The organism is Isoptericola sp. NPDC057559 (assembly GCF_042801555.1).
Taxonomy (GTDB): domain Bacteria; phylum Actinomycetota; class Actinomycetes; order Actinomycetales; family Cellulomonadaceae; genus Isoptericola.
Map to the genome: position 1 here is coordinate 167,065 of NZ_JBHVFQ010000002.1, position 23,993 is coordinate 191,057.

Genomic DNA, 23,993 nt, shown 5'->3' on the forward strand with positions numbered 1-23,993 from the left:
GATGTCCGACTCGCCGGTTTGTGACATCTGGTGTGTCAGCGGCCTGCAGCAGACTCTCGGCATGGATCTGACGACGGCGCGCGAGACCAAGGCACAGCTCACCGACTTCGCTCGTGACCTGGCCGAGCGTCATGGCGTGCCCGCCAGCCCGTACGCCGTCGGCGACGACGCGACGCCCGCCGACGTGGTGCGCGCGCCGACCCTGTCGCTCGGCCTCGCGCCGCAGGGGGAGGGCGCCTTCGCCATCGCCGTGCGGTACCGGCTCGGGGTGCCGACGGCGCGCTCGTTCGTGCGGCGCCTGGCCGCGGAGGCCGGCGACTCCGTCGACGTGCGCCGTACCGGCCGCATCCGCACCCTCGGCGCGCAGACCCGCCCGCCGGTCGTGACGGCGCGGGCGCTCGGCGAGACCGACCGCGTGCGGCCGCTGCGGCCGGGGGTGTCGATCGCGCACGTGGACGTCACCGCGGGCACGATCGGCGCGTTCGTCGTGAAGGGGGACGGCTCCGGCGACGACGCACGCTACGTGCTGTCCAACTACCACGTGCTGGCGGGGTCGCCGTCGGCGCAGGTCGGGGACGTCGTCGTGCAGCCGGGCCCGGCCGACGGCGGTCGTGCGCCGCAGGACCGGGTCGGCACGCTCGCGCAGGTGGTGCCGCTGACCCCCGGGCAGCCGGCCACCGTGGACGCCGCGCTCGCGCTGCTCGACGACGGGATCGGGACCGACCCGACGTATCCCGTCGGCGCGGTCACGACCACCGCCGTCGCGGCGGGCGGCGAGGCGGTCGCGAAGATCGGCCGCACCACCGCGCTCACGCAGGGCCGGGTGACGGCGATCGAGATGGACGACGTGGTGGTCGGGTACGGCGAGGAGCTGGGCGCCCTGTCCTTCGACGACCAGATCGAGGTGGAGGGCGTGGGCGGTGCGTTCTCGCGCGGCGGCGACTCCGGGTCGCTCGTCTACCGCGAGGACGGCGTCGCGCTGGGCCTGCTCTTCGCCGGCTCCGAGACCGGCGGCGCCGACGGCACCGGGCTGACGTACTGCAACCCGGTCGACGCCGTCCTGCAGGCCCTGGGCGTCACCCTCGCCTGACCACCGGGGTGGTCCGGATCCCGCCGGACCACCCCGGCGCGGGGCTCAGCCCCAGGTGAGCAGGTCCTCGCCGTGCTCGACCAGCGTGCCGACCTGCGCGAGGCGGTCGACGGCGTCGGGCGTGGCCTCGAGCGCGACGACGGGGCACACGGCGGACCTGCCGCCGGCGCGGACCGCGGCGGGGTCCCAGGAGACGAGGACGGCGCCGCGCTCGACGACGTCGCCCTCGGACGCGTGGGTGGTGAAGCCCTCGCCGCCGAGCTTGACCGTGTCGATGCCGAGGTGCACCAGCACCGCGCGGCCGTCCGCGTGCTGCAGGACGAACGCGTGCGGGTGCAGCTTGACGATCGTGCCGGCGATGGGCGCGACCGCCTCGCCGCCGCGGACGTCGTCGGGCTCGATCGCGAGGCCCGGCCCGACGAGGCCGGCGGAGAACACCGGGTCGTCCACCTCGGACACGTCCACGACGGTGCCGGTGACGGGCGCGAGGACGGTCAGCGCCGTCATCAGCGGAGGTCCTCGATGTCGGAGGCGAGCGTGTCGGCCTCGGGCCCGACGATCACCTGGATCGCGATGCCGGAGCGCACGACGGCGATGGCACCGGCCTTGGTGAGGGCGGCGTCGTTCACCTTGTCCGGGTCCTCGACCTCGACGCGCAGCCGGGTGATGCAGGGCTCGAGATCGACGATGTTGTCGTCGCCGCCGAGCGCGTCGAGGATCTGCTGTGCCTTGCTCATGGTGCTCCTTGGTGGTTCCTGGTGGAGGAGGTTCGTGGGGGCGGTCGGGCTCAGGCGGAGGTCACATGAGCTCGGCGAGGTCGGAGGCGATCGTGTCGACGCGCGGGCCGACCACCACCTGCACGACCCGCCCGTTGACCATCACGCCGAACGCCCCGGCGCGCTTCAGCAGCGCTGCGTCGACGAGCGCGGGATCCTTGACCAGCGACCGCAGCCGCGTGGTGCAGGGGTCGATCTCCTCGATGTTCGCGACCCCGCCGAGACCGGCGAGGATCGACGCCGCGAGCCGCGCGTCGTTGTCGGAGGTGCTCATCGGGGGCTCCCTTCGGGGATGCGTCCGGGCTGGACGGGGACTGTGCCGGCGCTCTCGGCGGGTCGGCTGCGGGGGACCAGCGTGGGCCGTGCCTCGCGCAGCGGGACGAAGACGCTGTACCGGTCGCCGCGGTAGCAGGCGCGGGAGTACATGACGGGGGCGTCACCCCCGAAGGTCCGGCGGGCGGTGCGCATGACGGCGCGGGAGCCTTGCATCTGCAACGACTCGAGCTCCTCGGGGGTGGCGTCGGCGGCCGTGATGACCTCCTCGCCCCACGTCGGGTTCAGGCCGCGCTCGCGCAGGGCGGCGTAGAGGCTCTCGGGGACGCCGTCGGCCAGCAGGTCGGGGGCGAGGTCGACGGGGATCCACGACTCCTCGACGCTCATCGGGTTGCCGTCCGCGGTGCGCAGCCGCACGACGTGGTGCACGGGGGTGCCGGCCTCGCGGTCGAGCGCCTCCGCGACGACGGCGGGCGCTGGCAGCTCCTCGCGGGTGAGCACGGTGGCGCCGGGCTTGAGGCCGCGGCGTCGGGCCTCCTCGCCGAACGTCGTCAGGCGCATCTCGAAGTCGGCGCGGGGCGGCGCGACGAACGTGCCGCGGCCCTGTGCGCGCTCGAGCACGCCCTCGGTGACCAGCGCGTCGATCGCCTGGCGCACGGTCATGCGCGAGACGCCGAACTTCTCGGTGAGGCTGCGCTCGGAGGGGACCGCGTCCCCGACGGCGAGCTCGGTCGTGACGAGGTCCGCGAGGTACGCGCGCACCGCGAGGTACTTGTGCTCACCGCCGCGAGCTGCGCCCCTGACCATCGTCGTGTCCCGTCCTGCCCTGTGATCGGCATCGATCAGCGTCGTTTTCGACATCGGGACCAGTATCGCGGGCGGCGCGTCGTGCGGCCCGTGTGCTGCTCCCGGCCCCGCCGTGAACGCGGGGTTGACACATCATGAGGTCTAGACCAGTCTTCGTGCAAGTGGTCCAGACAACCTGCCCGTGGCAGCGTGGTGGATCACCGGCAATGACGCCCGCACGCCGTCGCGACACTGCCGCCGGACGACGCAGGCCCGGACCTGCAGGACATGCCCGCCCCGGGCCATCCATCGGAGGAGAACCATGACCACGGTCGCTGAGACCAAGCAGAAGCGGGGATTCCCCGGCCTGGCGCAGCTGCAGCGCGTCGGCCGCTCGCTGATGCTGCCCATCGCCTCGCTGCCCGCCGCCGCGCTGCTGCTGCGCCTGGGCCAGCCCGACATGCTGGGCGCCGACGGCGTGGCCGGCACGCTCTCGTGGATGCAGCCCGTGGCGGACGTCCTCGGCGCCGCGGGGAACGCGCTGTTCAACAACCTCCCGATGATCTTCGCCCTGGGTGTCGCGGTGGGCTACGCGCGCAAGTCGGACGGCTCGACCGCGCTCGCCGCCCTCATCGGGTACCTCGTCTTCAGCGGCGTCAGCGACGCCCTCTCGCCGTACGTCCTCGGGATGGACGAGGCGGGCGAGCAGATGATGATCAACTACGGCGTGCTCGGTGGCATCGTCATCGGTCTCACGGCCGCGCTGCTGTACCAGAAGTACTACCGGATCAAGCTGCCGGCCTATCTCGCCTTCTTCGGCGGGCGCCGCTTCGTGCCGATCGTGACGGCGGGCGCCGCCGTGGTCATCGCCGTCATCGGCGCCCTGATCTACCCGGGCTTCAACTGGCTCTTCAACGACCAGATCGGTGGCTTCGTCACCGGGTCGACGGTGCTCGGCGCGTTCGTGTTCGGCACGCTCAACCGCCTGCTGCTGCCGTTCGGCCTGCACCACCTGCTCAACTCGCTGCCCTGGTTCCAGTTCGGCTCGTACACCGACGCCAACGGCGCGGTGTGGAACGGCGACATCGCCCGCTTCCTGCACGGCGACCCGACCGCCGGCACGTTCATGACCGGCTTCTTCCCGATCATGATGTTCGCCCTCCCGGCCGCCGCGCTGGCCATGATCCACACCGCCAAGCCGAAGAACCGCAAGGTCATCGCGGGCGTGCTCGGCTCCGCGGCCCTCGTCGCCTTCGTGACCGGCGTGACGGAGCCCCTCGAGTACTCCTTCGTGTACGTGGCCTACCCGCTGTACGCGATCCACGCCGTCCTCACGGGTGTGTCCATGGCCCTCGTGAACTGGCTCGGCATCCACTCCGGCTTCGGGTTCTCCGCCGGCGCGATCGACTACGTGCTCAACCTCGGCATCGCGCAGAAGCCGCTGCTGCTCCTCCCGATCGGCCTCGCCTACGGCGTCATCTACTACTTCCTGTTCCGCTGGGTCATCACCAGGTGGAACCTGCGCACCCCGGGCCGCGAGGATGATCCTGAGGAGGAGGCCGCGGTCGAGGGCGACCAGGCCGTCACGGACCAGAAGGAGGCCGCCACGGTGTCCGCCGGCGTCGCCGCCGACGGCGGCGCGGGGGCCGCGAAGGAGAAGGGCTCGGACTGATGAGCACCACCCTCACCGGTGCCCCGGTGAGCCCCGGGCGGGCGGCCGGCGTCGTCGTGACGATGCCGGCCCCCGTCCCGGAGCCCCCGGCGGAGACGATCGACGCATCCGCTGCCGACGACGCGGTGTCCCGCCTGGGCGCCGCGACGTCGGCCGTCCGGGACCGCCTCGCCGCGCAGGCGGCCCAGGCCACGGGGACGGCGGCCGACGTGCTCGCCGTCACCGCGGCGATGGCGGCCGACCCGACGCTCGCCCGCGACGCCGAGCGCCGCGTGCGCGAGGGCTCGCTCACGCCCGGGCGGGCGGTGTGGGACGCCGCGAACGCGCTCGCCGCGCAGCTCGAGCCGCTCGGCCCGCCGCTGAGCGAGCGTGCCCGCGACGTGCGCGACGTGCGCGACCGCATCGTCGCCGAGCTCACCGGGGTGCGACCGCCGGGCGTGCCGTCGCCGGGGCACCCGTTCGTGCTCGTCGCCGAGGACCTGGCGCCCGCCGACACGGCGACCCTCGACCCGGAGGCGGTCGTCGCGATCGCCACGAGCGCGGGCGGCCCCACGTCGCACACCGCGATCCTCGCGCGGGCGCTCGGCATCCCCGCCGTGGTCGCCGTGCGCGGGGCCGACGAGCTCGCCGACGGCGAGACCGTCGTCGTCGACGGCGGCGCGGGCACCGTGCTGCGCGACCCGTCGGAGGCCGAGGTCGCGGCCGCGCGGGACGCCGTGCGCGTCGAGCGCGAGTTCGACGGCCACGGCCGCACCGCCGACGGGCACCGGGTGGAGCTGCTCGCCAACGTGGCCGACCCCCAGGCCGCGCAGGCGGCCGTCGCCGCGCACGCCGAGGGGGTGGGCCTGTTCCGCACCGAGTTCTGCTTCCTCGGGCGCGACGTCGAGCCGAGCGTCGAGGAGCAGGTCGCCGCCTACCGCGGCGTCCTGTCCGCCTTCGGCGGCCGCAAGGTCGTGGTGCGCACGCTCGACGCCGGGGCGGACAAGCCGCTGCCCTTCGTCACGGCCGACGACGAGCCCAACCCGGCGCTCGGCGTCCGCGGGCTGCGCACCGCCGTCGCCCACCCCGAGGTGCTGGACCGGCAGCTGGAGGCGATCGCCCGAGCGGCGGCCGCCGAGTCCGCGGACGTGTGGGTCATGGCGCCGATGGTGGCCACGACCGACGAGGCGCGGTCGTTCGTCGCCGCGTGCGAGGCGCACGGCCTGGGCCGGGCCGGCGCGATGATCGAGGTGCCCGCGGCGGCGCTGCGCTCGCGCTGGGTGTTCGAGCACGCCACGTTCGGCAGCATCGGCACCAACGACCTCACGCAGTACGCGATGGCCGCCGACCGCCTGCTCGGCGACCTCGCGACGCTGTCCACGTCGTGGCAGCCCGCGGTGCTCGAGCTGGTGCGGGCGACCTGCGAGGGCGCGCACGCGCACGGCCGCCCGGTGGGCGTCTGCGGGGAGGCGGCGGCCGACGCCGTGCTGGCCCCGGTGCTCGTCGGGCTGGGCGTGCGGTCGCTGTCGATGACGCCGCGCGCGCTCGCGGACGTCGCGGCGGTGCTGGCGGAGGTGTCGTTCGCGCGCTGCCGCGACCTCGCCCGCGTGGCGCTGGAGCAGCCCGACGCCGACGCCGCGCGCGCCGCCGTCCGGCGCGAGCTGTCCGACGTGCTCGAGGCCCTGGTCCTCTAGCCGGGCGCGCGCTAGGCCGCGACGGGCGAGAGCTTCCGCTCGAGGAAGAGCGTGGCCGCCCCGATCGCGCCCACGTCGTCGCCGAACGTCGACGACGTCACCGGGACCTCCTGCGTGCCGTCCCGGGCGCGTCGCGCCACGAGCTGCACCTGGGGCATGGCGTGCTCGGCCAGGTACCCCCAGTACGGGCCGCCGACGATGACGCGGTGCGGGTCGTGGATGCTGATCAGGGTGCGCACGGCCTCGCCCAGCGCGGCCCCGTACTCCTCGACCAGCGCGCGTGCGGCGGCGTCGCCGGGCGTCCGCTGCTGCAGGGCGGCGAGAGCCGCCGCGTCGGGGGCGTGCGGTTCGAGGGGCACGCCGGCGCGACGCGCCTTGTCGAGGAAGCGGTTCATGTCCGTGTGGAGCGCGAGGCACGACAGGCGGCCGCAGCGGCACCGGGTGGAGTCGACGCCGGTCGGGAGGTGCCCGATCTCCCCGGCCTGGACCGTCGCCCCGCGGTGGATGGTGCCGTCGCCCGCCACGGCCGACCCGACGCCGGCGCCGACGTACAGGTACAGCACCGTCTCTTGTACGGCGAAGCGACCGGGCCAGCACTCGGCGGTCAGCGCGGCGTTGGTGTCCTTGTCCATCACGGCGGGCAGGCCGGTCCGGGTGCGGATCATGTCGAGCAGCGGAACGTCGCGCCAGCCCGGGAGCCACGGGGGAGCCACCACCGTGCCGTGCGCGGCGTCCAGGCCGCCCGGCACGGCGACGCCGATCCCCTGGACGCCCTTCTCGATCGCGCCGTCGCGACCTCCGGTCGGCGCGGCCCCGAGCTCCCCGAGCATGTCGTCGAGGGCCGCGCCGATGCGTTCGACGTCGGCCGCCGGGTCGTCGCCGGGACGCTCAAGCGATCTCTTGGCGATCGGGCGGGCGAGCATGTCGACCAGGGTGACCGTGATGTGCGCCGGGTCGAGGTGCGCCCCGGCGGCGACCATGGCGCGCGGCTCGACCTGCATCGACATCGCGGGCTTCCCGCGCCGGTTCGTGTGCACGGGTGCCGCCCGCACCAGCCCGCGGTCGATCAGCCGCCGCGTGATCTGCGAGACCGCCTGGCGCGAGAGCCCGCAGAGCTCCATGAGGTCGGACTGGTCCACCCCGTCCGACGACAGCCGGATCGCCCGCAGCACGACCAGCTCGTTCCGGGCTCCCACCTGGGGCATCGTCGTCGCGCGCATGGCCCTCCCTCCGCCGGGAACATGATGCACCATTGAATATATCCATCGGTATGAGTAATGTCCTGAGGCGTCGGACACAGAGGTCCACGACGCCGCTTCGGCGCCAGCGGCCCACGTCCAGGCCACGACGGACGTGCTCCGTCGCCGAAGCGGAGGGAGAACGATGACTGCGACCGGACTGACGGCCAGAACGCCCCTGGGGACGGCACCGCCGGATGCGGCGGACGCCGCCACCGGCCCGCCGCCCGCGCGCACGCGCCACCGGCTCTCGCGCACGGACCGGCGCGACCTCGCCCTGGGGCTGAAGTACATCTCGCCGTGGATCGTCGGCGTCCTGGTCTTCGTCGTCTACCCCGTGGGGTACTCGATCTACCTGAGCTTCACCCGCTACTCCGGCATGGGCGCCCCGACGTGGGTGGGAGCGTCCAACTACAGCGCCGCGTTCGCCGACCCGCTCGTCGGCAAGGCGGCCGGCAACACGATCTTCTACGCCTTGATCGCCGTCCCGGTCGGGCTCCTCGTGGCGCTGACGCTCGCGCTCGCGATGAACCAGAACGTCCGCGAGGTCGCCTGGTACCGCACCATCTTCTACGCCCCGTCGCTGGTCCCCGCCTTCGCGATGTCGTTCATCTTCATCGTGTTCCTCAACCCCCAGTTCGGGGCGTTCAACCAGGTGCTCAACGTGTTCGGCGGGTCCAACGTCAACCTGCTCGGCGACCCGACGGGCGTGAAGATCGCGATCATCCTCATGGCCCAGCTCGGCGCCGGGAACGCGGCGCTGATCTTCCTGGCCGGGCTGCGGAACGTCCCGAAGACGGTCTACGAGGCCGCCCGGGTGGACGGTGCGGGCCCGGTGCGGCAGTTCCTGTCGATCACGCTGCCCCTGCTCAGCCCGGTGCTGCTGTTCAACCTCATCACCGGCGTCTCGGGCGCGCTGCAGGTCTTCACCGAGGCCTACATCGTCACCAACGGCACCGGCGACCCCGACGCGGGCGCGCTGTTCTACATGATGTACCTCTACAAGAACGCCTTCGGCTTCGCGGAGCTCGGCTACGCCTCGGCCCTGGCGGTCCTCCTCTTCCTGGCCGGCCTCAGCCTGGCCCTGCTGATCTTCTGGTGCTCGCGCCGCTTCGTGAACTACGACGTGGAGGCCTCCTGATGAGCACGACGACCCACACGGACTCCCCGCGCAAGCGCCGGTCCCAGGTCCGCGCCGCGGACCTCGATCAGCTGAACCGGCGGGCCGACGGGACGCGGCGCCCCTGGTACTCCACCGTGATCGCGCGCGTGGTGATGATCGTCCTGTCCCTCGTCTTCCTGCTGCCGCTGTACTGGATGATCATCTCGTCGCTGAAGTCCGACGAGGAGCTCGCCCAGTTCCCGCCCACGTTCTGGCCCCACTCGTGGCAGCTCGGCAACTTCGTCGACGCGGTGGCGGCCATGCCGTTCCTGCACTTCTTCGCGAACTCCACGATCATCACGCTCTCGGTGGTGATCCTGTCGGTGCTCTCGAACCTCGTCGTCGCCTACGGCTTCGCCTGCCTGCGGTGGCCCGGCCGCGACGTCGTGTTCTACGTGGTGATCGCGACGCTGTTCCTGCCGTTCCCGGTGACCCTGATCCCGATGTTCGACATGTGGGCCCGCCTCGGCGCCGTCAACACCTTCGTCCCGCTGATCCTGCCGGCGATGTTCGGGTCCGCGTTCTACGTGTTCCTGCTGCGGCAGTTCCTCCTGCAGATCCCCAGGGACATGCTCGACGCCGCGCGGATCGACGGGGCGCGCGAGTGGACCATCCTGTGGCGCCTCGTGTTCCCCACGGCCAAGCCGGCCCTGACGACCGTCGCGATCTTCGCGGCCGTCGCCTCCTGGAACGACTTCATGGGGCCGCTGATCTACCTGCAGGACGAGAGCGTGCAGACCCTCTCGATCGGCCTGCAGTCGTTCCGCTCCGTGCACGCGCAGGACGTCTCGTTCAACCAGCTGATGGCCGCGTCGTTCCTGGTCATCCTGCCTCTGCTGATCCTCTTCTTCGTGTTCCAGCGCTACTTCATCCGGGGCATCACCATCGGAGGCTTCAAGTGATCACACGCCGCACCTTCCTGAGCGCCGGCGCGGCGTCCGTCGCCGCCCTCTCCCTCGGGGCGTGCGCGCCCCGCGGGTCGTCGAGCGACGCCGTCATCCGGTACTGGGGCATGGGCGCCGCCGACGCCGACAAGGACCTCAAGGTCATCGACGCGTTCAACGCCACGAGGGTCGGCTCGGGCATCACGCTCGACGTCAACCAGGTGCCGAGCAACGGCGTGGCGGACATGAGCCAGATCATCACCGCAGTCCGGGGCGGCACCGCCCCGGACGTCTGGCAGATGGACCGCTTCAACGCCGTCCAGAACGCGTCCATCGGGCTGCTCGAGCCGATCGACGGCCTCATCGAGAAGTACGAGGACGCCTCCGTCGACGACTTCACGAAGCAGTGGATCCAGTTCGCCGTCGACGAGCTCACGTACGACGGCCGGCTGTACGGGCTGCCGATCAACACGGATGCGCGCGGGATCATGTACAACGAGAGCCTCCTGCGCGATGCCGGCGTCGACCTCGACATGTTCGACCCGCAGCAGCACGTGCTCACGTGGGACGAGCTGCGCGAGGTCGCGCGCAAGCTCACCAGGACGGACTCCCGCGGGAACTTCACGAATCTCGGGTTCGTGCCCTGGGACGGCGAGGGCTGGCCGTACACCTGGGGGTTCGGCCTCGATGCGGCGGTCTACGCGAACGAGTCCTCCTCGGTCACGCTGGACTCCCCGCAGTGGAGGTCGGTGTTCGACCTGTACGCGGACTGGGCCGAGGAGTTCCCCTACGCCAAGGCTGACGCGTTCTTCGCGACCTACCAGCCGCCGAACGCCCCGCCCAGCCAGACCGCCATGTTCTCCCAGCGGCTGGCGATGTCCACCACCGGGCCGTTCTCCATCCGCAGCAACGAGAAGTACGCCCCGGACCTGCCGCTGAAGTTCACGTGGCTGCCGGTCGCGACGGAGGGCGACGAGACGTACTCGTGGTCCGGTGGGGCCTCGCTCGTGGTGCCCAAGGGCGCCCGGATGACGCGCAACCTCTGGGAGTTCATGAAGTTCTACACGGGTCACCAGGGCCAGAGCATCGTGCAGCCGTTGCTCGGCGACCTGCCGACCAACCTCGAGACGATCGAGGCCCGGAAGTACAACCCGAAGGCCGAGCTGTTCCGCCAGATGCTGCCGACCTCGACGTCCCGCCCCCCGCTGCCCGTGGGCTCGGTGGCGTGGGACACGCTGCAGCGCTCCCGGAGCTCGGTGATCATCGGCTCGGCGACGCCGCAGCAGGTCATCGCCAACAACCAGCAGAGCGTGGCCCCCAAGATGGCGCTCTTCGAGGGGTACCAGATGCCCGCGACGTACGGGCAGAACAGCGTGATCCCGGGCTAGGCCGGGACCGCCGGACGCACCACCCGACACGACACGACACGACACGACACGAGGAGCAGACCCCCCATGACCACACCCCTGCGGATCGCCGTGCTCAGCGCATGGCACGTGCACGCCGAGGAGTACGGGCGCGCCGCCGTCGACCATCCCGGCACCGAGCTCGTCGCCGTCTGGGACGACGACGCCGAGCGCGGCCGCGACCTCGCGGAGCGCCTCGGCGTCGAGGCCACGACCGACCTCGACGCGCTGCTGGGCCGCGAGGACCTCGACGGCGTCACCGTCACCGCCGCCACGAGCGACCATCTCGAGGTGATCGGCAGGGCCGTCGCCGCCGGCAAGCACGTCTTCACCGAGAAGCTGCTCGCCCCGACCGTCGAGGCGTGCGACACGCTCGTCGACGCCGCCCGGGCCGCGGACGTCCGGCTCACGGTCTCCCTGCCGCGCCTCACGCACGGCTACACGGCGGCCCTGCGCGCGATCCTCGACGAGGGGGCGCTGGGCAGGATCACGTACTCGCGGGTCCGGCTGGCCCACGACGGCTCGACGGCCGACTGGCTGCCGGCACGGTTCTACGACGCGTCCGAGGCGCTCGGCGGCGCCTTCTCCGACCTCGGCGCGCACCCCGTCTACCTCACCCAGCTGATCCTGGGCGACGAGCTCGTCTCCGTGCGGTCGACCTACACCGACCAGACGGGACGGGGGGTCGAGGACAACGCGTCGGTGACGGTCGCCACCCCCGACGGCGCGATCGGCGTGATCGAGACCGGCTTCGTGACTCCGGCCAGCCCGTTCTCGATCGAGGTCCACGGCACCGAGGGGTCCCTGCTCTACGGCTTCGAGCTCGACGAGGCAGGGGCGCCCGTGATGCGTCTGGCGACCCGTGCGGGCTCGTCGCGCGTGGACCTGCCCGCCGACCAGCCGATCCTCTTCGCGCAGTGGGTGGACTCGATCCGCGCGGGCAGGGCGCTCGAGGACACCCTCCCGCGGGCACGGTCCCTGACCGCGCTCGTCGACGCCGCGAACTCCGCCGCGCGCTCCGCCGCGCACGTCTGACCGTCCCGCACCCCGACAGAACAGGGCTCAGCCATGACCGTGACCTCTCCCGTCCGAATCGGCCTGATCGGCGCCGGCGGCATCGCCGGTGCCCACCTCGCGGGCTACGCGAGGATCCCCGACCGCGTCCGGGTCACCGCGATCGCCGACGCGGTGCCGGAGACCCTCGCGCGCCGCGCCGAGGAGACCGGGGCCCGCGCCTACGCCGACTTCACCGAGCTGGTGCACGACCCGGAGGTCGACGCCGTCGACATCTGCCTCCCGCACCACCTCCACAAGGCGGCGATCGTCGCCGCGGCGAAGGCGGGCAAGCACATCCTCTGCGAGAAGCCCCTGTGCCTGACGGCCGAGGAGGCGGCCGAGGTGCGCGCCGCGGTGCAGGCCGCCGGCGTCACCCTCATGTGCGCGCACAACCAGCTGTTCATGCCCGCCGTGGCGAAGGCGAAGGAGGTCATCGACTCCGGCGCCCTCGGCGACGTGTACGAGGTGCGCACCACCGACTCGTTCTACAACGACTTCGATCCCTCGACCATGGGGTGGCGCGCCCACGCCGCGACCAGCGGTGGCGGCGAGTTCATCGACACCGGCTACCACCCGACCTACCTGCTGATGCACCTCGCGGGGGCGCGGCCCATCAAGGCGTTCGCCATGATGTCGACCCACCGGCTGACGTTCATGGAGGGCGAGGACTCGGCCCAGGTGCTCGTGCGCTTCGACAACGGCAGCGTCGGTCAGCTCGTCACCTCCTGGGCGTACGACGCCGCTCCCGGCACCGACCGGTTCAGCGTGGTCGGGGAGAAGGGCTCGCTCAGCTCGGACGGCACGACGCTGCGCGTCCGGCTGCGGGGCGAGGACGAGCAGGTCTTCGAGCACGAGGCCGTGGACACCTTCGCGGCCGAGATCGTGGACTTCGTCGACTGCCTGGGGAGCGGCCGTCGCCCGCTGAACACCGAGGTCGAGGGGATCGCCGTCCTGGGCATCATCCTCGCCGCCTACGAGAGCGCGCGGACCGGCGAGGCCGTCGACGTGATCGGCGCCTGACGGCGGGCGACCCCGCGAAGGGCGGAGGGCCGGGCCGCACCAGGTGCGGCCCGGCCCTCGCGGCGTCCGGCGCTCAGGCGAAGAGGGCCGAGCCGTACTTGAGCAGGACGGCGGCGGCCAGCAGCAGGAACCACGCGGCGGTGAGGATGCCGAACGCGCCGGAGCGCACCAGCGACATGGCCCACGACTGCACCCGCGCGGGCCAGTAGAGGTTGTCCTCCAGGATGTTCCAGTGCAGCATCGAGACGAACACGAGCGTCGTGGAGACGGTGATCGTCAGGCACCACGGGCACAGGGCGCCGATGACGAACATGGACTCGTAGAAGAGCCAGTACGCGAACAGGAAGCCCAGCAGGTAGACGGTCTGGGCGGCCGTCATGAACCAGCGGGGGAAGCGGACGCCCGCGAGCCCGGCGACGGCGACGGTGATCACCACGGACTCGGCGATCAGGCCGAGGAACGCGTTCGGGAAGCCGAAGAGGCTGGCCTGCGGTGACGTGCCGACGGTGCCGCAGGAGACCACGGCGTTGATGTCGCACGACAGCGCCGCCGTGGGGTCCGCCGCCAGGTGCACGGCGTCGACCGACAGCACGAACGCGGCCACCAGGCCGACCAGCGCCCCGACGAGCATCTCGCCGAAGAGCCAGCCGGCCGAGTGGAAGAACCCGCTCGGGCGGGCGGGCCGGTCCGTCAGGCCACCGCTTCCTGCGACAGGAACTCGGCGAGGTCGTCGAGCGCGGCGGCGGCGTCGTCGCCGTCGGTCTCGGTGCGGAGCACCACCTCGTCGCCGGCTCCGGCGCCGAGCGTCATGATCCCGAGGACGGACGCCGCGTCCACGGCGTCGCCGCCGGTCTTCGCGATCTGCACGGGGACGGGCTGCCGGCCCGCCCTCTGGGCGAAGAGCGCGGCGGGGCGGGCGTGCAGGCCCTCGGTGATGGCGACGACGACGGTGCGTTCCATGGGGTCCTCCGGGGACGGTGGTCTGGACCAGTTCATCGTAGGGCGGCGGGCCCGTCCGGGGAAGTCCGGTGCGCGCGGTCGATCGCCATCCCGACGGAGTCGAGCAGCCGCTCCAGCGACGCGTCGAACGGCGTGGCCTCGGCGTCGAAGCCGCCCGCCTCCCAGATGCGCAGCATCGTGGGGTAGCGCTCGCGGTCGAACCAGTCGGCCCAGAAGCTGCTCATCGACGTCCAGTACTCGTCGTTGCTCTGGCCCGACGCGTCCTTCTCCGCCGACTCCGCGACGGTCGAGCGGGCGAGGCCGCGCACGAACGCGTCGAGGAGGCCGACGATCTCGACCACCTGCCGCTCCGGCAGCCCGGTGTCGACGAGGGTGCGCAGGCCGCACTCCTGCGCGTCGAGCACGGCGGGCGTCAGGGGCAGTCGCCACATGTTGGTCTGGAGGATCCACGGGTGGCGCTGGAACAGCTCCCAGTGCGCGCGGGCGTAGGTGGCCAGGCCCTCCCGCCAGCCGGCGTCGGCGGGCGGCAGGTCGAGCTCGGCGAACGCCCGGTCGATCATGAGGTCCTGGAGCTCCGCGCGGCCGGGCACGTAGGTGTAGAGCGACATCGCGCCGACGCCGAGGTGGGCGGCGACGCGCCGCATCGAGAGGGCGTCGAGCCCGTCCGCGTCGGCGATGGCCGTGCCGGCGCGGACCACGTCCTCCAGGGTCAGGCGGGCCTTGCGGCCCCGCCCGGAGGGCTGCGGCGGGTCCCACAGGAGGGCCAGGCGGCGGACGACCTCGGGCGGGCGGGGGACCCCGTCGTCCGGAGGTCTGGGCGAAGTGCTCGACATGGCTCGTCATCCTCCCACCCTTGCTGTCCGACGGGCCGCGAGGTCTTGTCGGACCCCCTCGTTACGCTCGAGACTAGTTCCAGTACAGCGTACGAGAGATGATGGCGGGAGAGGTGCGGAGATGATTCGAGCACGCGGGCTGACCAAGACGTTCAGCCGTCGCAAGGAGACCGTCGAGGCGGTCAAGGGGATCGACGTCGACGTCGCGGAGGGCGAGCTCGTCGCCTTCCTGGGGCCCAACGGCGCGGGGAAGTCCACCACCCTGCGCATGCTGACGTCGCTCCTGGCGCCCACGGCGGGGGAGGCGACCGTCGCCGGGTACGACGTCGTCAGGAGCCCCGCGCAGGTCCGGGCCCGGCTCGGCTTCATCGGGCAGGGCAACGGCGGCGGGTTCAGCTACAAGGTGGTGGACGAGCTGCACAACCAGGGCCGCTTCTACGGCCTCCCCCCGGAGGTCTACCGGGAGCGGGCGGCCGACCTCCTGGCCGCCCTCGAGCTCACCGGGCTCGAGAAGCGGTCGGTGCAGTCGCTGTCCGGCGGCCAGCGCCGCCGGCTCGACGTCGCCCTCGGTCTGATGAACCACCCGCCGCTGCTGTTCCTCGACGAGCCCACCACCGGCCTCGACCCGCACTCGAGGGCCAACCTGTGGGGCCACATCGCGGCGATGCGTGAGCGGTACGGGATGACGGTCGTGCTCACCACGCACTACCTCGACGAGGCGGACAGCATGGCCGAGCGCGTCGTCGTCATCGACCACGGCGAGATCATCGCCGACGCCGCGCCCGAGGTCCTCAAGCGCCGGCACGCCGACGACTCCCTCTCCCTCGTCGTCGCGACCGACGACGGCGCGGCCGTCCGTGCCGCCCTGCCCGCGGCGCTCGGCGACGTCGAGCTCGCCGAGCACGACGCCGGGCTGCGGGTGCGGGTGGCCACCGCGCAGGGCGCGGACACCCTGCCAGGCGTCATCGAGGCGCTGCGGGTCGCGGGCATCACCACCACGTCGGCGAGCGCCCGCCAGGCCAGCCTCGACGACGTGTTCCTCAACCTCACCGGCCGGAGCCTGCGCGAGGAGGCGGCAGCATGACCGAGCAGACCCGCACCACCACCCCGGCCGCCGCGACCCACGAGGCGCCGCGGATCGTCACGCGGACCGGGCCGGGCAAGTTCTTCTCCGACACGGCGGCCGTGTTCACCCGCGAGATCCTGCTGGTGCTGCGCGACCCGTTCACGCTGATCTTCTCGCTGCTGCAGCCGCTGATCTTCCTCGGGCTGTTCGGACCGCTGCTCACGGGCACGTTCGGCGGCGGCTTCGGCGGCCCGTCCGGCGGGGGCGCCAGCACGGCCGAGACGCTGCAGTGGTTCGTCCCCGGCGTCATCGTGATGATCTCGCTGTTCGGCACCTCGATGACCGGCTCGAACCTGCTGTACGAGATCATGACCGGCTCCTACGAGCGGGTGCTCGCGACCCCGCTCGACCGCTCGTCGATCCTCGTGGGCCGTGCGCTCAAGGAGTTCGCCCCGCTGCTGGTGCAGGGGCTGATCATCGCGGCCGTCTGCATCCCGTTCGGGTTCACGTTCCACGTGCTGCCCGCGCTCACCGGCCTGGTGCTGCTGGGCGTCTTCGGCGTGGGGATCGGCGCGCTGTCGCACGCCCTCGCGCTGGCGTCCAAGGGGCGCGAGTGGCTGTTCTGGGGGGTGCAGCAGTCGCTGCTGTTCCCGCTGCTCATCCTGTCCGGGATGATGCTGCCGCTCGAGGCGGGCCCGTCGTGGATGCAGACGGCGGCGAAGTTCAACCCGCTCACCTACATGGTCGACGCCGAGCGTGTGCTCTTCGGCGGCACGTTCGCCGACCCGGCCGTCCTGTGGGGCACCGTCGCCGCGGTGGCCACCTGCGCCGTCGGCCTCGTCGTCGGTATCCGCGCCACCCGCCGGTCCGTCTGACCGGAGCGTCGGGGGTGCGGCCGTGGCCCTGTCCTCCACCGGGACAGGGCCACGGCCGCGCCCGCGACGCCCACCTCAGCGGCCGGTGTCGTTCATCTGGTCCGGGTGGGAGCCGATGCGCTCGCCGCGGTCGAGGCCCGTGATGGCGGCCATGTCCTCGCCGGACAGCTCGAAGTCGAAGATCTCGAGGTTCTCGCGGATGCGGGACGGCGTGGCCGACTTGGGGAACACGACGTCGCCGCGCTGCACGTGCCAGCGCAGCACCACCTGGGCGGGGGTGCGCTCGTGCTCGGCGGCGATGCGGGCGAGGGTCGGGTCGTCGAGGACGCGGCCGCGGCCCAGCGGGGACCACGCCTCGGTGACGATGCCGTGCTCGGCGTCGAAGGCGCGCACGTCCTCGTTGCCGAACCACGGGTGGATCTCCACCTGGTTCACGGCGGGCACCACGGTGCCCTCCTCGAGGATGCGGCGCAGGTGGTGCGGCTGGAAGTTCGACGTGCCGATGGCGCGGGCGCGGCCCGAGCGGTACAGCTCCTCGAGCGCCCCCCACGCCTCCGCGAACCGGCCGACGGCGGGCAGCGGCCAGTGGATGAGGAACAGGTCCACGTGGTCGAGGCCGAGCTCCTCCAGGGACCGGTCGAAGGCCTCCAGCGCGGCGTCGTGCTCGTGGAACGCGTTGTTCAGCTTGGTGGTCACGAACAGCTCGTCGCGCGGCAGGCCGGCCGCCGCGATGGCCTCCCCGACGCCGCGCTCGTTGCGGTACATCTGCGCGGTGTCGATGTGTCGGTAGCCCGCCTCGAGGGCGGTCAGCACCAGCTCGCGGGTCTCCTCCGGCGGGACCTTGAAGACGCCGTAGCCGAGCTGCGGGATCGACGTGCCGTTGTTCAGGGGCAGGGACGGGATCTCGGTGCTCATGTCACCCATCCTGTCCCGCCGGGGCTCTGCCCGCAGCGAGCGGACGCCGCGTCGCCATCGAGATGACCGTGCCGCGTGATCCATCCCATCGTCCTCCGGGTCGCCCCGCGGCCCCCGTCGGGAGCACGCTGGAGGGGTCGTCCCCGGCCGACCCGCACGGTGGTCCGATGCGGTCGACCCGGCGGGGTGGCCCGGCGTCGACGACGCCGCCGGGGATCAGTGTCGACCGGCCGCCCCGCCGTCGCCGGTCCCGTCGACCGGCGCGCAGCACCCGTCGTCGCACCCGTCGTCGCCGCCCGCGAGGAGCGCCCCCACGGGCGTGCAGCAGGCGTCGCCGCGCCACGCCTCGACGCCCTCCTTCACGGCGAACCCGGCGATGACCAGGGCGGCGAGGGGGTCGGCCCACGACCAGCCGAGGGTGGCGTTGAGGACGAGCCCCAGCAGCAGCACGGCGGACAGGTAGGTGCAGATCAGGGTCTGCCTCGAGTCCGCGACCGCCGACGCCGAGCCGAGCTCGCGGCCGGTGCGGCGCTCGACCCACGAGAGGAAGGGCATGACGGCGAGGCTGACCGCCGCGAGGACGATGCCCACGGGGGAGTGGTCGGGCTCGGCGGCGCCGAGCAGGGTGCGGGCGGAGTCGACCGTGACGAACAGCGCCAGCCCGAAGAACGACATCGCGATGACCCGCAGGGCGGCGCGCTCGCGGCGATGCGGGTCGGGGGCGGCGAACTGCCACGCCACCGCGGCGGCGGACAGCACCTCGACCACGGAGTCCAGGCCGAACCCGACCAGGGCGGCCGACGACGCGGCCCGGCCCGCGGCGATCGCCACCGCCGCCTCGACGACGTTGTACGTGATCGTGGCGGCGACGATCCAGCGCACGCGGCGCTCGAGCAGGGCGCGGCGCGCGGGCGGCACGGGGCGGAGCGGCAGCGTCGTCACGGGTTCGACGGTACACGGATGCCTGTACCCTCGACCAGGGGTGGCGGACGGTGTCCGGACGGCAGGCATGCTGGACCCATGTCGAAGAGTCTTCCTCTGGGCCCCACGGTGATCGACGACGACCGCGACGTGCGGTTCGTCGCGGGGTCGAACCAGTTCGCGATCCGTCTCAAGGACGGTCATCTGCACGTGCGCGCCATCGACGCGGGCGAGGGCGAGGCGCAGATCTCGGTCTCCCCGACGTCTCGGAGCACCCTCGACCTGCGGATCCAGCGCCGGTCGCCGCAGGGCCCCGTGGACGTCGAGGGCCCGACCGTGCGATAGCCGGATGCCGCGGGGGCGCAGGTCACGGTGCCCGGACTGCGACCCTGTCGTCGGGTGGCGCACAATGGAGGGGTCGGAGGTGTTCCATGGTCACGATCGACGAGGCGCGCGCCGCCAAGCCCGCCCTGCGCGAGGCGCTCGAGAGCGTCGAGGGGGTGTGCGGCGTCGGGCTCGCCCAACGCGGTGACGAGGCGGACTGGGTGCTCCAGGTGAACGTCGTCTCCCTCAGCGCGCGCAAGGACGTGCCGCCGCAGGTGGACGGCGTCCCCGTCCAGGTGACGGTCGTGGGCGCGGTCACCGCGCTCTGACACCTACGGGCGGCCGCCGCCCGCCTCCCGCCACGCCTCCGCGAGCGCGGCCACCGACGGCCAGCGCCCGGCCCGCTCGCTGAGCAGCGCGCGCTCCGCGACGGCGAGCTGCTCCGCGGACCCGACCCATGCGCCCGGCGCCTTCGTCGCGTCGTCGCCCAGGAAGGTGTGGGCCAGCGCGCCCAGCGCGACCACGGTGGTGACCTCGTCGATGGTCGCGCCGAGCTCGTACTCCTCCGGCGACATGAACCGCGTCGAGCCCCACATGCGGCCCATGCGGTTCACCACGGGCGCGCGCTCGTAGACGTCGAGGTCGCAGAGCGTCACCCGCCCGGTCCGGGGGTCGAGCAGCACGGAGCCGTCGTAGAGGTCGACCGCGGTCCAGCCGAGGGCGGCCGCGTGGACGTGGAAGTCGTAGACCTGCTGCACCGCGGCCGCCCGGTCCGCGGTCGAGAGCTCCCGCACCACGTGCCCCCGCTCGTACTGGCGCCCGACGGGCGTCGCGTCGGTCCAGTCGAACACCAGCGCGTGCCCCGTCCCGACGTCGACGGCCTCGCGCAGCCGGACCAGGGTGGGGTGCGCGAGCTCCCGGTACACCTCGGCGGCCCGGCGCAGCCGCGCGACGGCGTGGTCGACCTCGCCGTCGTACCGGGCCGTGCGCGCCCCCGCGTACTTGACGAACACGCGGCCGTCGGGCCCGTCCACGCCGAGGCAGAGGTTCCCCGAGTCCTGGTCGTCCAGCACGGCGAACACCGTGCCCCACCGGGCGGTGAACGACAGGTCGTGCTCCTCGCGCAGGCGCACCGGCATCCCGTCGACCTCCGTCAGCACCATGCGCCCGAGGCTAGCAACGCCTGCGGCGCCGACGTGCTCAGGCGGTCAGTGCGACGAGCGCCGCGGCCTGTGCCAGCAGGTCGTCCGCCCCGACGACGTCGGCCGGGTCGAGCAACAGGTGCGAGACGGCGCCGAGCAACAGCATCTGCAACAGCGTGCCGTGCTCGGCGGGGACGCCGAAGAGCTCGGCCAGCGCGGCACGGGCCTGCTCGTTCGCGCCCCCCAGCGACGCCGCCCGCTCCGGGTCGCGCGCCGCGTCCGCGAGGAGCTCGAACTGCACCGCCCACAGCGACCGGTCCTCCGCCGCCGACGCGACGACGCGCCCCCAGACCGCCCGGAACCGCTCGCCGGGCGTGCCGCCGAGGTCCTCCGCGCCGATGGCCTCCAGGCCGTCGCCCCAGTCGCGCAGGGCCTCGACGAGCGCCGCGTCGAGCAGCGCCTCCTTGCTCCCGAAGTGGTAGCCGATCGCGGCCAGGCTGACGCCCGCGCCGGTGGCGATGTCGCGGGCCGTGGTGCGCGCGTAGCCGCGGTCGCGGAGGCAGTCGCGCGCGGCAGCGAGGAGCGCCTCCCGGTTCCCGGCCGGCGGGGTGGGGCGGCGCGTGCTCGAGGAGGTCATGCGTCGATGGTAGCTCAAACGTCTGACACGAACGTCTTGCACAGATGTCTTAATCGCGTCTACGGTGGTGCCCGTCACGTTCCCTCGGCAGGAGGTCCTCCCATGAACCGCACGATCCTCGTCTCCGGCGGCGGCGTCGCCGGCCTCGCCCTCGCGCAGCGGCTGGCCGCCGGCGGCGACGCGGTCACCGTCGTCGAGCGGGCGCCCGAGCCCCGCGCCGGCGGCTACAAGGTGGACGTGCGCGGCGCCGCGCTCCAGGTCCTGGACCGCATGGGCCTGCTGGAGGAGGCCCGGACCCTGCGCACCGAGGTCCGCGCGGGCACCGTCGTCGACGCCCGCGGGCGCCGGGCGGCGAGCATGGACGGGGACACCTTCGGCGGCCGGGTGCACGACGACGTCGAGCTGCTGCGCGGCGACCTGCACCGCCTGCTGCGCGAGAGCGCCGCCGGGGCCGAGCACGTCCACGGCGACTCGATCGCCACGCTCGAGGACACGGGCGACGGCGTCGAGGTCGGCTTCGCGTCCGGCCGCACGGGCCGCTACGACCTCGTCGTCGGCGCGGACGGGCTCCGGTCCGCCACCCGCAACCTCGCCTTCGGCCCGGACGAGCGGTACCTCGTCGACCTCGGGTACTACGTCGCCGTCGCGACCGTCCCCAACCGCCTCGGCCTCGACCGCGAGGAGGTCACCTACGTGGGGCCGGGCCGCACCGCGCTGATGTACGCCACAGCGCGCGAGGAGGGCGCCCGCGCGATGTTCCTGTGGTCGTCCGGCCCGCTGGGGGAGCAGGGGCTCGACCGCGCCGGGCGCGAGCGCCTCCTCGCCGAGGCGTACGGCGGCGAGGGCTGGGAGGTGCCGGCGATGCTCGCGGACGTCCCCGACTCGCCCGACCTGCTGTTCGACCCCCTCAGCCAGGTGCGCATGGACCGGTGGTCCACCGGGCGCGTCGTGCTGCTGGGCGACGCCGCGCACTGCGCGTCGCCGGCGTCCGGGCAGGGCACGAGCATGGCCCTCGTCGGGGCGTACGTGCTGGCCGCGGCCCTCGCCGCGCACGACGACCACGCCACGGCCCTCGCCGACTACGAGCGCACCATGCGCCCGTTCGTGGCCGCGAACCAGGCGCTCGGCCCGGCGAACGTCAAGCGCATGGTCGTCGGCACGAAGGGGCAGGTGCGCGCCTCGCTCACCATGCTGCGCGTGCTGGACAGGCTGCCCGGCAAGGAGCGGATGCTCGCCGCGATGACCGCGCCCATCCACAAGGCGGCGAACGCCGTCGAGCTGCCCGAGCTGGTGCACTGACGGCGGCCGGGCGGGGCCGGTGCAGAATGCTCGGGTGACTTCCTCCACCCGCCTTCCCCGCGTCCGCGCCTCCGAGCTGGTCGGCCGCGGCTGGCTGAACACCGGCGGCCGCGACGTCACCCTGGCCGACCTGCGCGGCAAGGTCGTGGTCCTCGACTTCTGGACCTTCTGCTGCATCAACTGCCTGCACGTGCTGGACGAGCTGCGCGAGCTGGAGGAGCGGCACCGCGACGAGCTGGTGATCGTCGGCGTGCACTCGCCCAAGTTCGCGCACGAGGCGGACCCGGTGGCGCTGGCCGCCGCCGTCGAGCGGTACGAGGTGCACCACCCGGTGCTCGACGACCCGGAGCTGGTCACGTGGGGCGCGTACACGGCGCGCGCCTGGCCGACGCTGGTCGTCGTCGACCCCGAGGGGTACGTCGTGGCGCAGATGGCGGGGGAGGGGCACGCGTCGGCGATCGAGGCGATCGTCGACGAGCTGGTCGCCGAGCACGACGCGAAGGGCACGCTGCACCGCGGCGACGGCCCGTACGTGCCGCCCGCGCCGGCGCCGAGCACGCTGCGCTTCCCCGCCAAGGCGGTGGCGCTGCCCGGCGGGAACCTCCTCGTCGCGGACGCCGGCCACCACGCCCTGACGGAGCTCGCGCCCGACGGCGAGACGCTGGTGCGGCGCATCGGCTCCGGCGAGCGCGGGCTGGTGGACGGCGGCCCCGCGGACGCGGCGTTCAGCGAGCCGAACGGGCTCTGCCAGGTCCCGGACGAGCTGCGGCCCGCGCTCGGGTACGACGTGCTCGTCGCGGACACCGTCAACCACGTGCTGCGCGGGGTCGACCTGACGACGGGCCGCGTGACCACCGTCGCGGGCACCGGCGAGCAGTTCATGGTGGGCGGGCAGGAGAACGTCGTCGGGCCGACGGGGCCGTTCGACGCGGCCGCGACCCACCCCGCGAAGGCGGTCCGCCTCAGCTCGCCGTGGGACGTCGCCTGGTCGCCGCGGCTCGGCGCGTTCGTCGTCGCGATGGCGGGCCACCACACGCTGTGGGCGTTCGACCCGCTGGAGGGCGCCGTCCGGCTGCTCGCGGGGACGATGAACGAGGGGCTGGAGGACGGCCCGGGCGACCAGGCGTGGTTCGCGCAGCCGTCCGGGCTGGCGGCGGCGACCGGCCCGCACGCCGGCGACGCCCTGTGGCTGGCCGACGCCGAGACGTCCGCCCTGCGCCGGGTCGCGCCGGCCGACGACGGGTCGGTCACGATCACGACCGCGGTCGGGCAGGGGCTGTTCGACTTCGGCCACCGCGACGGCCCGGCGGGCGAGGCGCTGCTGCAGCACCCGCTGGGCGTGGCGGCCCTGCCGGACGGCAGCGTCGTCGTCGCGGACACGTACAACGGCGCGCTGCGGCGCTACGACCCGGCCGCCGGCGTCGTCACGACGCTCGCCACCGGCCTGGCGGAGCCGAGCGACGTGCTCGTCGAGACGGCCGACGACGGCGTGCGCCTGCTGGTGGTGGAGTCCGCCGCGCACCGGCTCACGCGGGTGGCGCTGCCGGCGGACGTCGCGGGCGAGGTGCTCGACGGCGGGGCGCACCGCATGGCACGGCCGGCGACCGAGGTCACGGCCGGGGAGCTGCGTCTGGAGGTGCCGTTCGCGCCCGCGCCGGGGCAGAAGCTCGACGACCGCTGGGGCCCGTCCACGGAGCTGCGGGTCAGCGCCACGCCGCCGGAGCTGCTGCTCGACGGCGCGGGCGACGGCACCGACCTCGACCGCGTGCTCGTGGTCAACCCCGACGTGGCCGAGGGCGTGCTGCACGTGACCGCGAAGGCCGCGTCGTGCGACGTCGTGCCCCTGGGCCCGGACGGGGAGCCCGACCCGGACGTCTTCCCCGCCTGCCACCTCGCCCAGCAGGACTGGGGCGTGCCCGTGCGTGTCACCGCCGACGGCGACGCGACCCTCGTCCTGCCGCTGCGGGGCTGAGCCCCCGGCCCGG

At 73.3% G+C, this 23,993-nt stretch carries 26 protein-coding genes; 14 read left to right on the forward strand and 12 right to left on the reverse strand.

The features are described from left to right. Positions 1 to 61 precede the first annotated feature (61 nt). Positions 62 to 1,090 carry a hypothetical protein gene (locus ACFU5J_RS03700; protein WP_430577876.1) on the forward strand — a complete coding sequence of 343 codons (1,029 nt, stop codon included), beginning with the start codon at positions 62 to 64 and terminating at the stop codon, positions 1,088 to 1,090. Between the two features lie 45 nt (positions 1,091 to 1,135). Here the strand turns inward: ACFU5J_RS03700 and ACFU5J_RS03705 are convergent, their stop codons facing one another. From ACFU5J_RS03705 to ACFU5J_RS03720, 4 genes are all read right to left on the reverse strand, one after another. Next, positions 1,136 to 1,597, reverse strand: a complete 462-nt coding sequence (locus tag ACFU5J_RS03705) for a PTS glucose transporter subunit IIA (protein WP_430574040.1) — start codon at positions 1,595 to 1,597, stop codon at positions 1,136 to 1,138. Next, on the reverse strand, positions 1,597 to 1,827 hold the full coding sequence (locus ACFU5J_RS03710) for a glucose PTS transporter subunit EIIB (RefSeq protein ID WP_380326545.1): 231 nt from the start codon (positions 1,825 to 1,827) through the stop codon (positions 1,597 to 1,599). Before ACFU5J_RS03710 ends, ACFU5J_RS03705 begins: the two co-directional genes overlap by 1 nt. Before the next feature lie 61 nt (positions 1,828 to 1,888). Continuing rightward, positions 1,889 to 2,140, reverse strand: a complete 252-nt coding sequence (locus tag ACFU5J_RS03715) for a PTS transporter subunit EIIB (protein ID WP_430574041.1) — start codon at positions 2,138 to 2,140, stop codon at positions 1,889 to 1,891. Next, the gene (locus ACFU5J_RS03720) at positions 2,137 to 2,946 is read right to left on the reverse strand and encodes a GntR family transcriptional regulator (protein ID WP_430577877.1); all 810 of its coding nucleotides are present in this window, start codon (positions 2,944 to 2,946) and stop codon (positions 2,137 to 2,139) included. Before ACFU5J_RS03720 ends, ACFU5J_RS03715 begins: the two co-directional genes overlap by 4 nt. 301 nt (positions 2,947 to 3,247) lie before the next feature. Between ACFU5J_RS03720 and ACFU5J_RS03725 the strand changes: the two genes are divergently transcribed. Both ACFU5J_RS03725 and ptsP read left to right on the forward strand, forming a co-directional pair. Continuing rightward, positions 3,248 to 4,597, forward strand: a complete 1,350-nt coding sequence (locus tag ACFU5J_RS03725; protein WP_430574043.1) for a PTS transporter subunit EIIC — start codon at positions 3,248 to 3,250, stop codon at positions 4,595 to 4,597. After that, entirely contained in the window at positions 4,597 to 6,270 is a 1,674-nt protein-coding gene (gene ptsP, locus ACFU5J_RS03730) for a phosphoenolpyruvate--protein phosphotransferase (protein ID WP_430577878.1), read from the forward strand. Before ACFU5J_RS03725 ends, ptsP begins: the two co-directional genes overlap by 1 nt. 11 nt (positions 6,271 to 6,281) lie before the next feature. On the opposite strand, the gene ACFU5J_RS03735 is transcribed toward ptsP, so the two are convergent. Further along, on the reverse strand, positions 6,282 to 7,490 hold the full coding sequence (locus ACFU5J_RS03735) for an ROK family protein (protein ID WP_430577879.1): 1,209 nt from the start codon (positions 7,488 to 7,490) through the stop codon (positions 6,282 to 6,284). 163 nt (positions 7,491 to 7,653) lie between these two features. On the opposite strand from ACFU5J_RS03735, the gene ACFU5J_RS03740 reads away from it, so the two are divergent. The 5 genes from ACFU5J_RS03740 (at position 7,654) to ACFU5J_RS03760 (ending at position 13,036) form a co-directional block, all read left to right on the forward strand. Then, complete coding sequence (locus tag ACFU5J_RS03740) at positions 7,654 to 8,649, forward strand: carbohydrate ABC transporter permease (RefSeq protein WP_430574046.1); 996 nt, start codon at positions 7,654 to 7,656, stop codon at positions 8,647 to 8,649. Then, a complete protein-coding gene (locus tag ACFU5J_RS03745; protein ID WP_430577880.1) occupies positions 8,649 to 9,572 on the forward strand; it encodes a carbohydrate ABC transporter permease in 924 nt (307 codons plus the stop codon). The genes ACFU5J_RS03740 and ACFU5J_RS03745 overlap by 1 nt, the downstream gene beginning before the upstream one ends. Next, positions 9,569 to 10,942: a substrate-binding domain-containing protein gene (locus tag ACFU5J_RS03750; protein ID WP_430577881.1), complete on the forward strand. Its 1,374-nt coding sequence runs from the start codon at positions 9,569 to 9,571 to the stop codon at positions 10,940 to 10,942. The genes ACFU5J_RS03745 and ACFU5J_RS03750 overlap by 4 nt, the downstream gene beginning before the upstream one ends. Positions 10,943 to 11,008: 66 nt before the next feature. Beyond that, positions 11,009 to 11,995 carry a Gfo/Idh/MocA family protein gene (locus tag ACFU5J_RS03755; protein ID WP_430577882.1) on the forward strand — a complete coding sequence of 329 codons (987 nt, stop codon included), beginning with the start codon at positions 11,009 to 11,011 and terminating at the stop codon, positions 11,993 to 11,995. Between the two features lie 33 nt (positions 11,996 to 12,028). Beyond that, on the forward strand, positions 12,029 to 13,036 hold the full coding sequence (locus ACFU5J_RS03760) for a Gfo/Idh/MocA family protein (RefSeq protein WP_430577883.1): 1,008 nt from the start codon (positions 12,029 to 12,031) through the stop codon (positions 13,034 to 13,036). A gap of 73 nt (positions 13,037 to 13,109) precedes the next feature. On the opposite strand, the gene ACFU5J_RS03765 is transcribed toward ACFU5J_RS03760, so the two are convergent. From ACFU5J_RS03765 to ACFU5J_RS03775, 3 genes are read right to left on the reverse strand one after another with little or no spacing between them, the layout of a single operon-like run. Next, positions 13,110 to 13,667, reverse strand: a complete 558-nt coding sequence (locus ACFU5J_RS03765) for a vitamin K epoxide reductase family protein (protein WP_430577884.1) — start codon at positions 13,665 to 13,667, stop codon at positions 13,110 to 13,112. 59 nt (positions 13,668 to 13,726) lie between these two features. Further along, complete coding sequence (locus tag ACFU5J_RS03770) at positions 13,727 to 13,996, reverse strand: HPr family phosphocarrier protein (protein WP_430574052.1); 270 nt, start codon at positions 13,994 to 13,996, stop codon at positions 13,727 to 13,729. Between the two features lie 32 nt (positions 13,997 to 14,028). Continuing rightward, complete coding sequence (locus ACFU5J_RS03775) at positions 14,029 to 14,829, reverse strand: TetR/AcrR family transcriptional regulator C-terminal domain-containing protein (RefSeq protein WP_430574053.1); 801 nt, start codon at positions 14,827 to 14,829, stop codon at positions 14,029 to 14,031. A gap of 121 nt (positions 14,830 to 14,950) precedes the next feature. On the opposite strand from ACFU5J_RS03775, the gene ACFU5J_RS03780 reads away from it, so the two are divergent. Continuing rightward, a complete protein-coding gene (locus tag ACFU5J_RS03780; protein ID WP_430577885.1) occupies positions 14,951 to 15,913 on the forward strand; it encodes an ATP-binding cassette domain-containing protein in 963 nt (320 codons plus the stop codon). Then, positions 15,910 to 16,770, forward strand: a complete 861-nt coding sequence (locus ACFU5J_RS03785; RefSeq protein WP_430574055.1) for an ABC transporter permease — start codon at positions 15,910 to 15,912, stop codon at positions 16,768 to 16,770. The genes ACFU5J_RS03780 and ACFU5J_RS03785 overlap by 4 nt, the downstream gene beginning before the upstream one ends. 75 nt (positions 16,771 to 16,845) lie before the next feature. Here the strand turns inward: ACFU5J_RS03785 and ACFU5J_RS03790 are convergent, their stop codons facing one another. Further along, positions 16,846 to 17,685 (reverse strand): aldo/keto reductase, encoded by an 840-nt coding sequence (locus tag ACFU5J_RS03790; RefSeq protein ID WP_430574056.1) that lies wholly within the window; start codon positions 17,683 to 17,685, stop codon positions 16,846 to 16,848. Between the two features lie 216 nt (positions 17,686 to 17,901). After that, the gene (locus tag ACFU5J_RS03795; RefSeq protein ID WP_430577886.1) at positions 17,902 to 18,627 is read right to left on the reverse strand and encodes a cation diffusion facilitator family transporter; all 726 of its coding nucleotides are present in this window, start codon (positions 18,625 to 18,627) and stop codon (positions 17,902 to 17,904) included. A gap of 78 nt (positions 18,628 to 18,705) precedes the next feature. Between ACFU5J_RS03795 and ACFU5J_RS03800 the strand changes: the two genes are divergently transcribed. Next, a complete protein-coding gene (locus ACFU5J_RS03800; RefSeq protein WP_430577887.1) occupies positions 18,706 to 18,951 on the forward strand; it encodes a hypothetical protein in 246 nt (81 codons plus the stop codon). Positions 18,952 to 19,037: 86 nt separating this feature from the next. Further along, entirely contained in the window at positions 19,038 to 19,259 is a 222-nt protein-coding gene (locus ACFU5J_RS03805) for a hypothetical protein (RefSeq protein WP_430574059.1), read from the forward strand. 3 nt (positions 19,260 to 19,262) lie between these two features. Here the strand turns inward: ACFU5J_RS03805 and ACFU5J_RS03810 are convergent, their stop codons facing one another. After that, complete coding sequence (locus ACFU5J_RS03810) at positions 19,263 to 20,093, reverse strand: hypothetical protein (protein WP_430574060.1); 831 nt, start codon at positions 20,091 to 20,093, stop codon at positions 19,263 to 19,265. Between the two features lie 37 nt (positions 20,094 to 20,130). Continuing rightward, positions 20,131 to 20,709 carry a TetR/AcrR family transcriptional regulator gene (locus ACFU5J_RS03815; RefSeq protein WP_430577888.1) on the reverse strand — a complete coding sequence of 193 codons (579 nt, stop codon included), beginning with the start codon at positions 20,707 to 20,709 and terminating at the stop codon, positions 20,131 to 20,133. A gap of 102 nt (positions 20,710 to 20,811) precedes the next feature. Between ACFU5J_RS03815 and ACFU5J_RS03820 the strand changes: the two genes are divergently transcribed. Continuing rightward, complete coding sequence (locus tag ACFU5J_RS03820; protein WP_430577889.1) at positions 20,812 to 22,008, forward strand: FAD-dependent monooxygenase; 1,197 nt, start codon at positions 20,812 to 20,814, stop codon at positions 22,006 to 22,008. Between the two features lie 34 nt (positions 22,009 to 22,042). Then, positions 22,043 to 23,980 (forward strand): NHL domain-containing thioredoxin family protein, encoded by a 1,938-nt coding sequence (locus ACFU5J_RS03825; protein WP_430577890.1) that lies wholly within the window; start codon positions 22,043 to 22,045, stop codon positions 23,978 to 23,980. Positions 23,981 to 23,993: the final 13 nt, after the last annotated feature.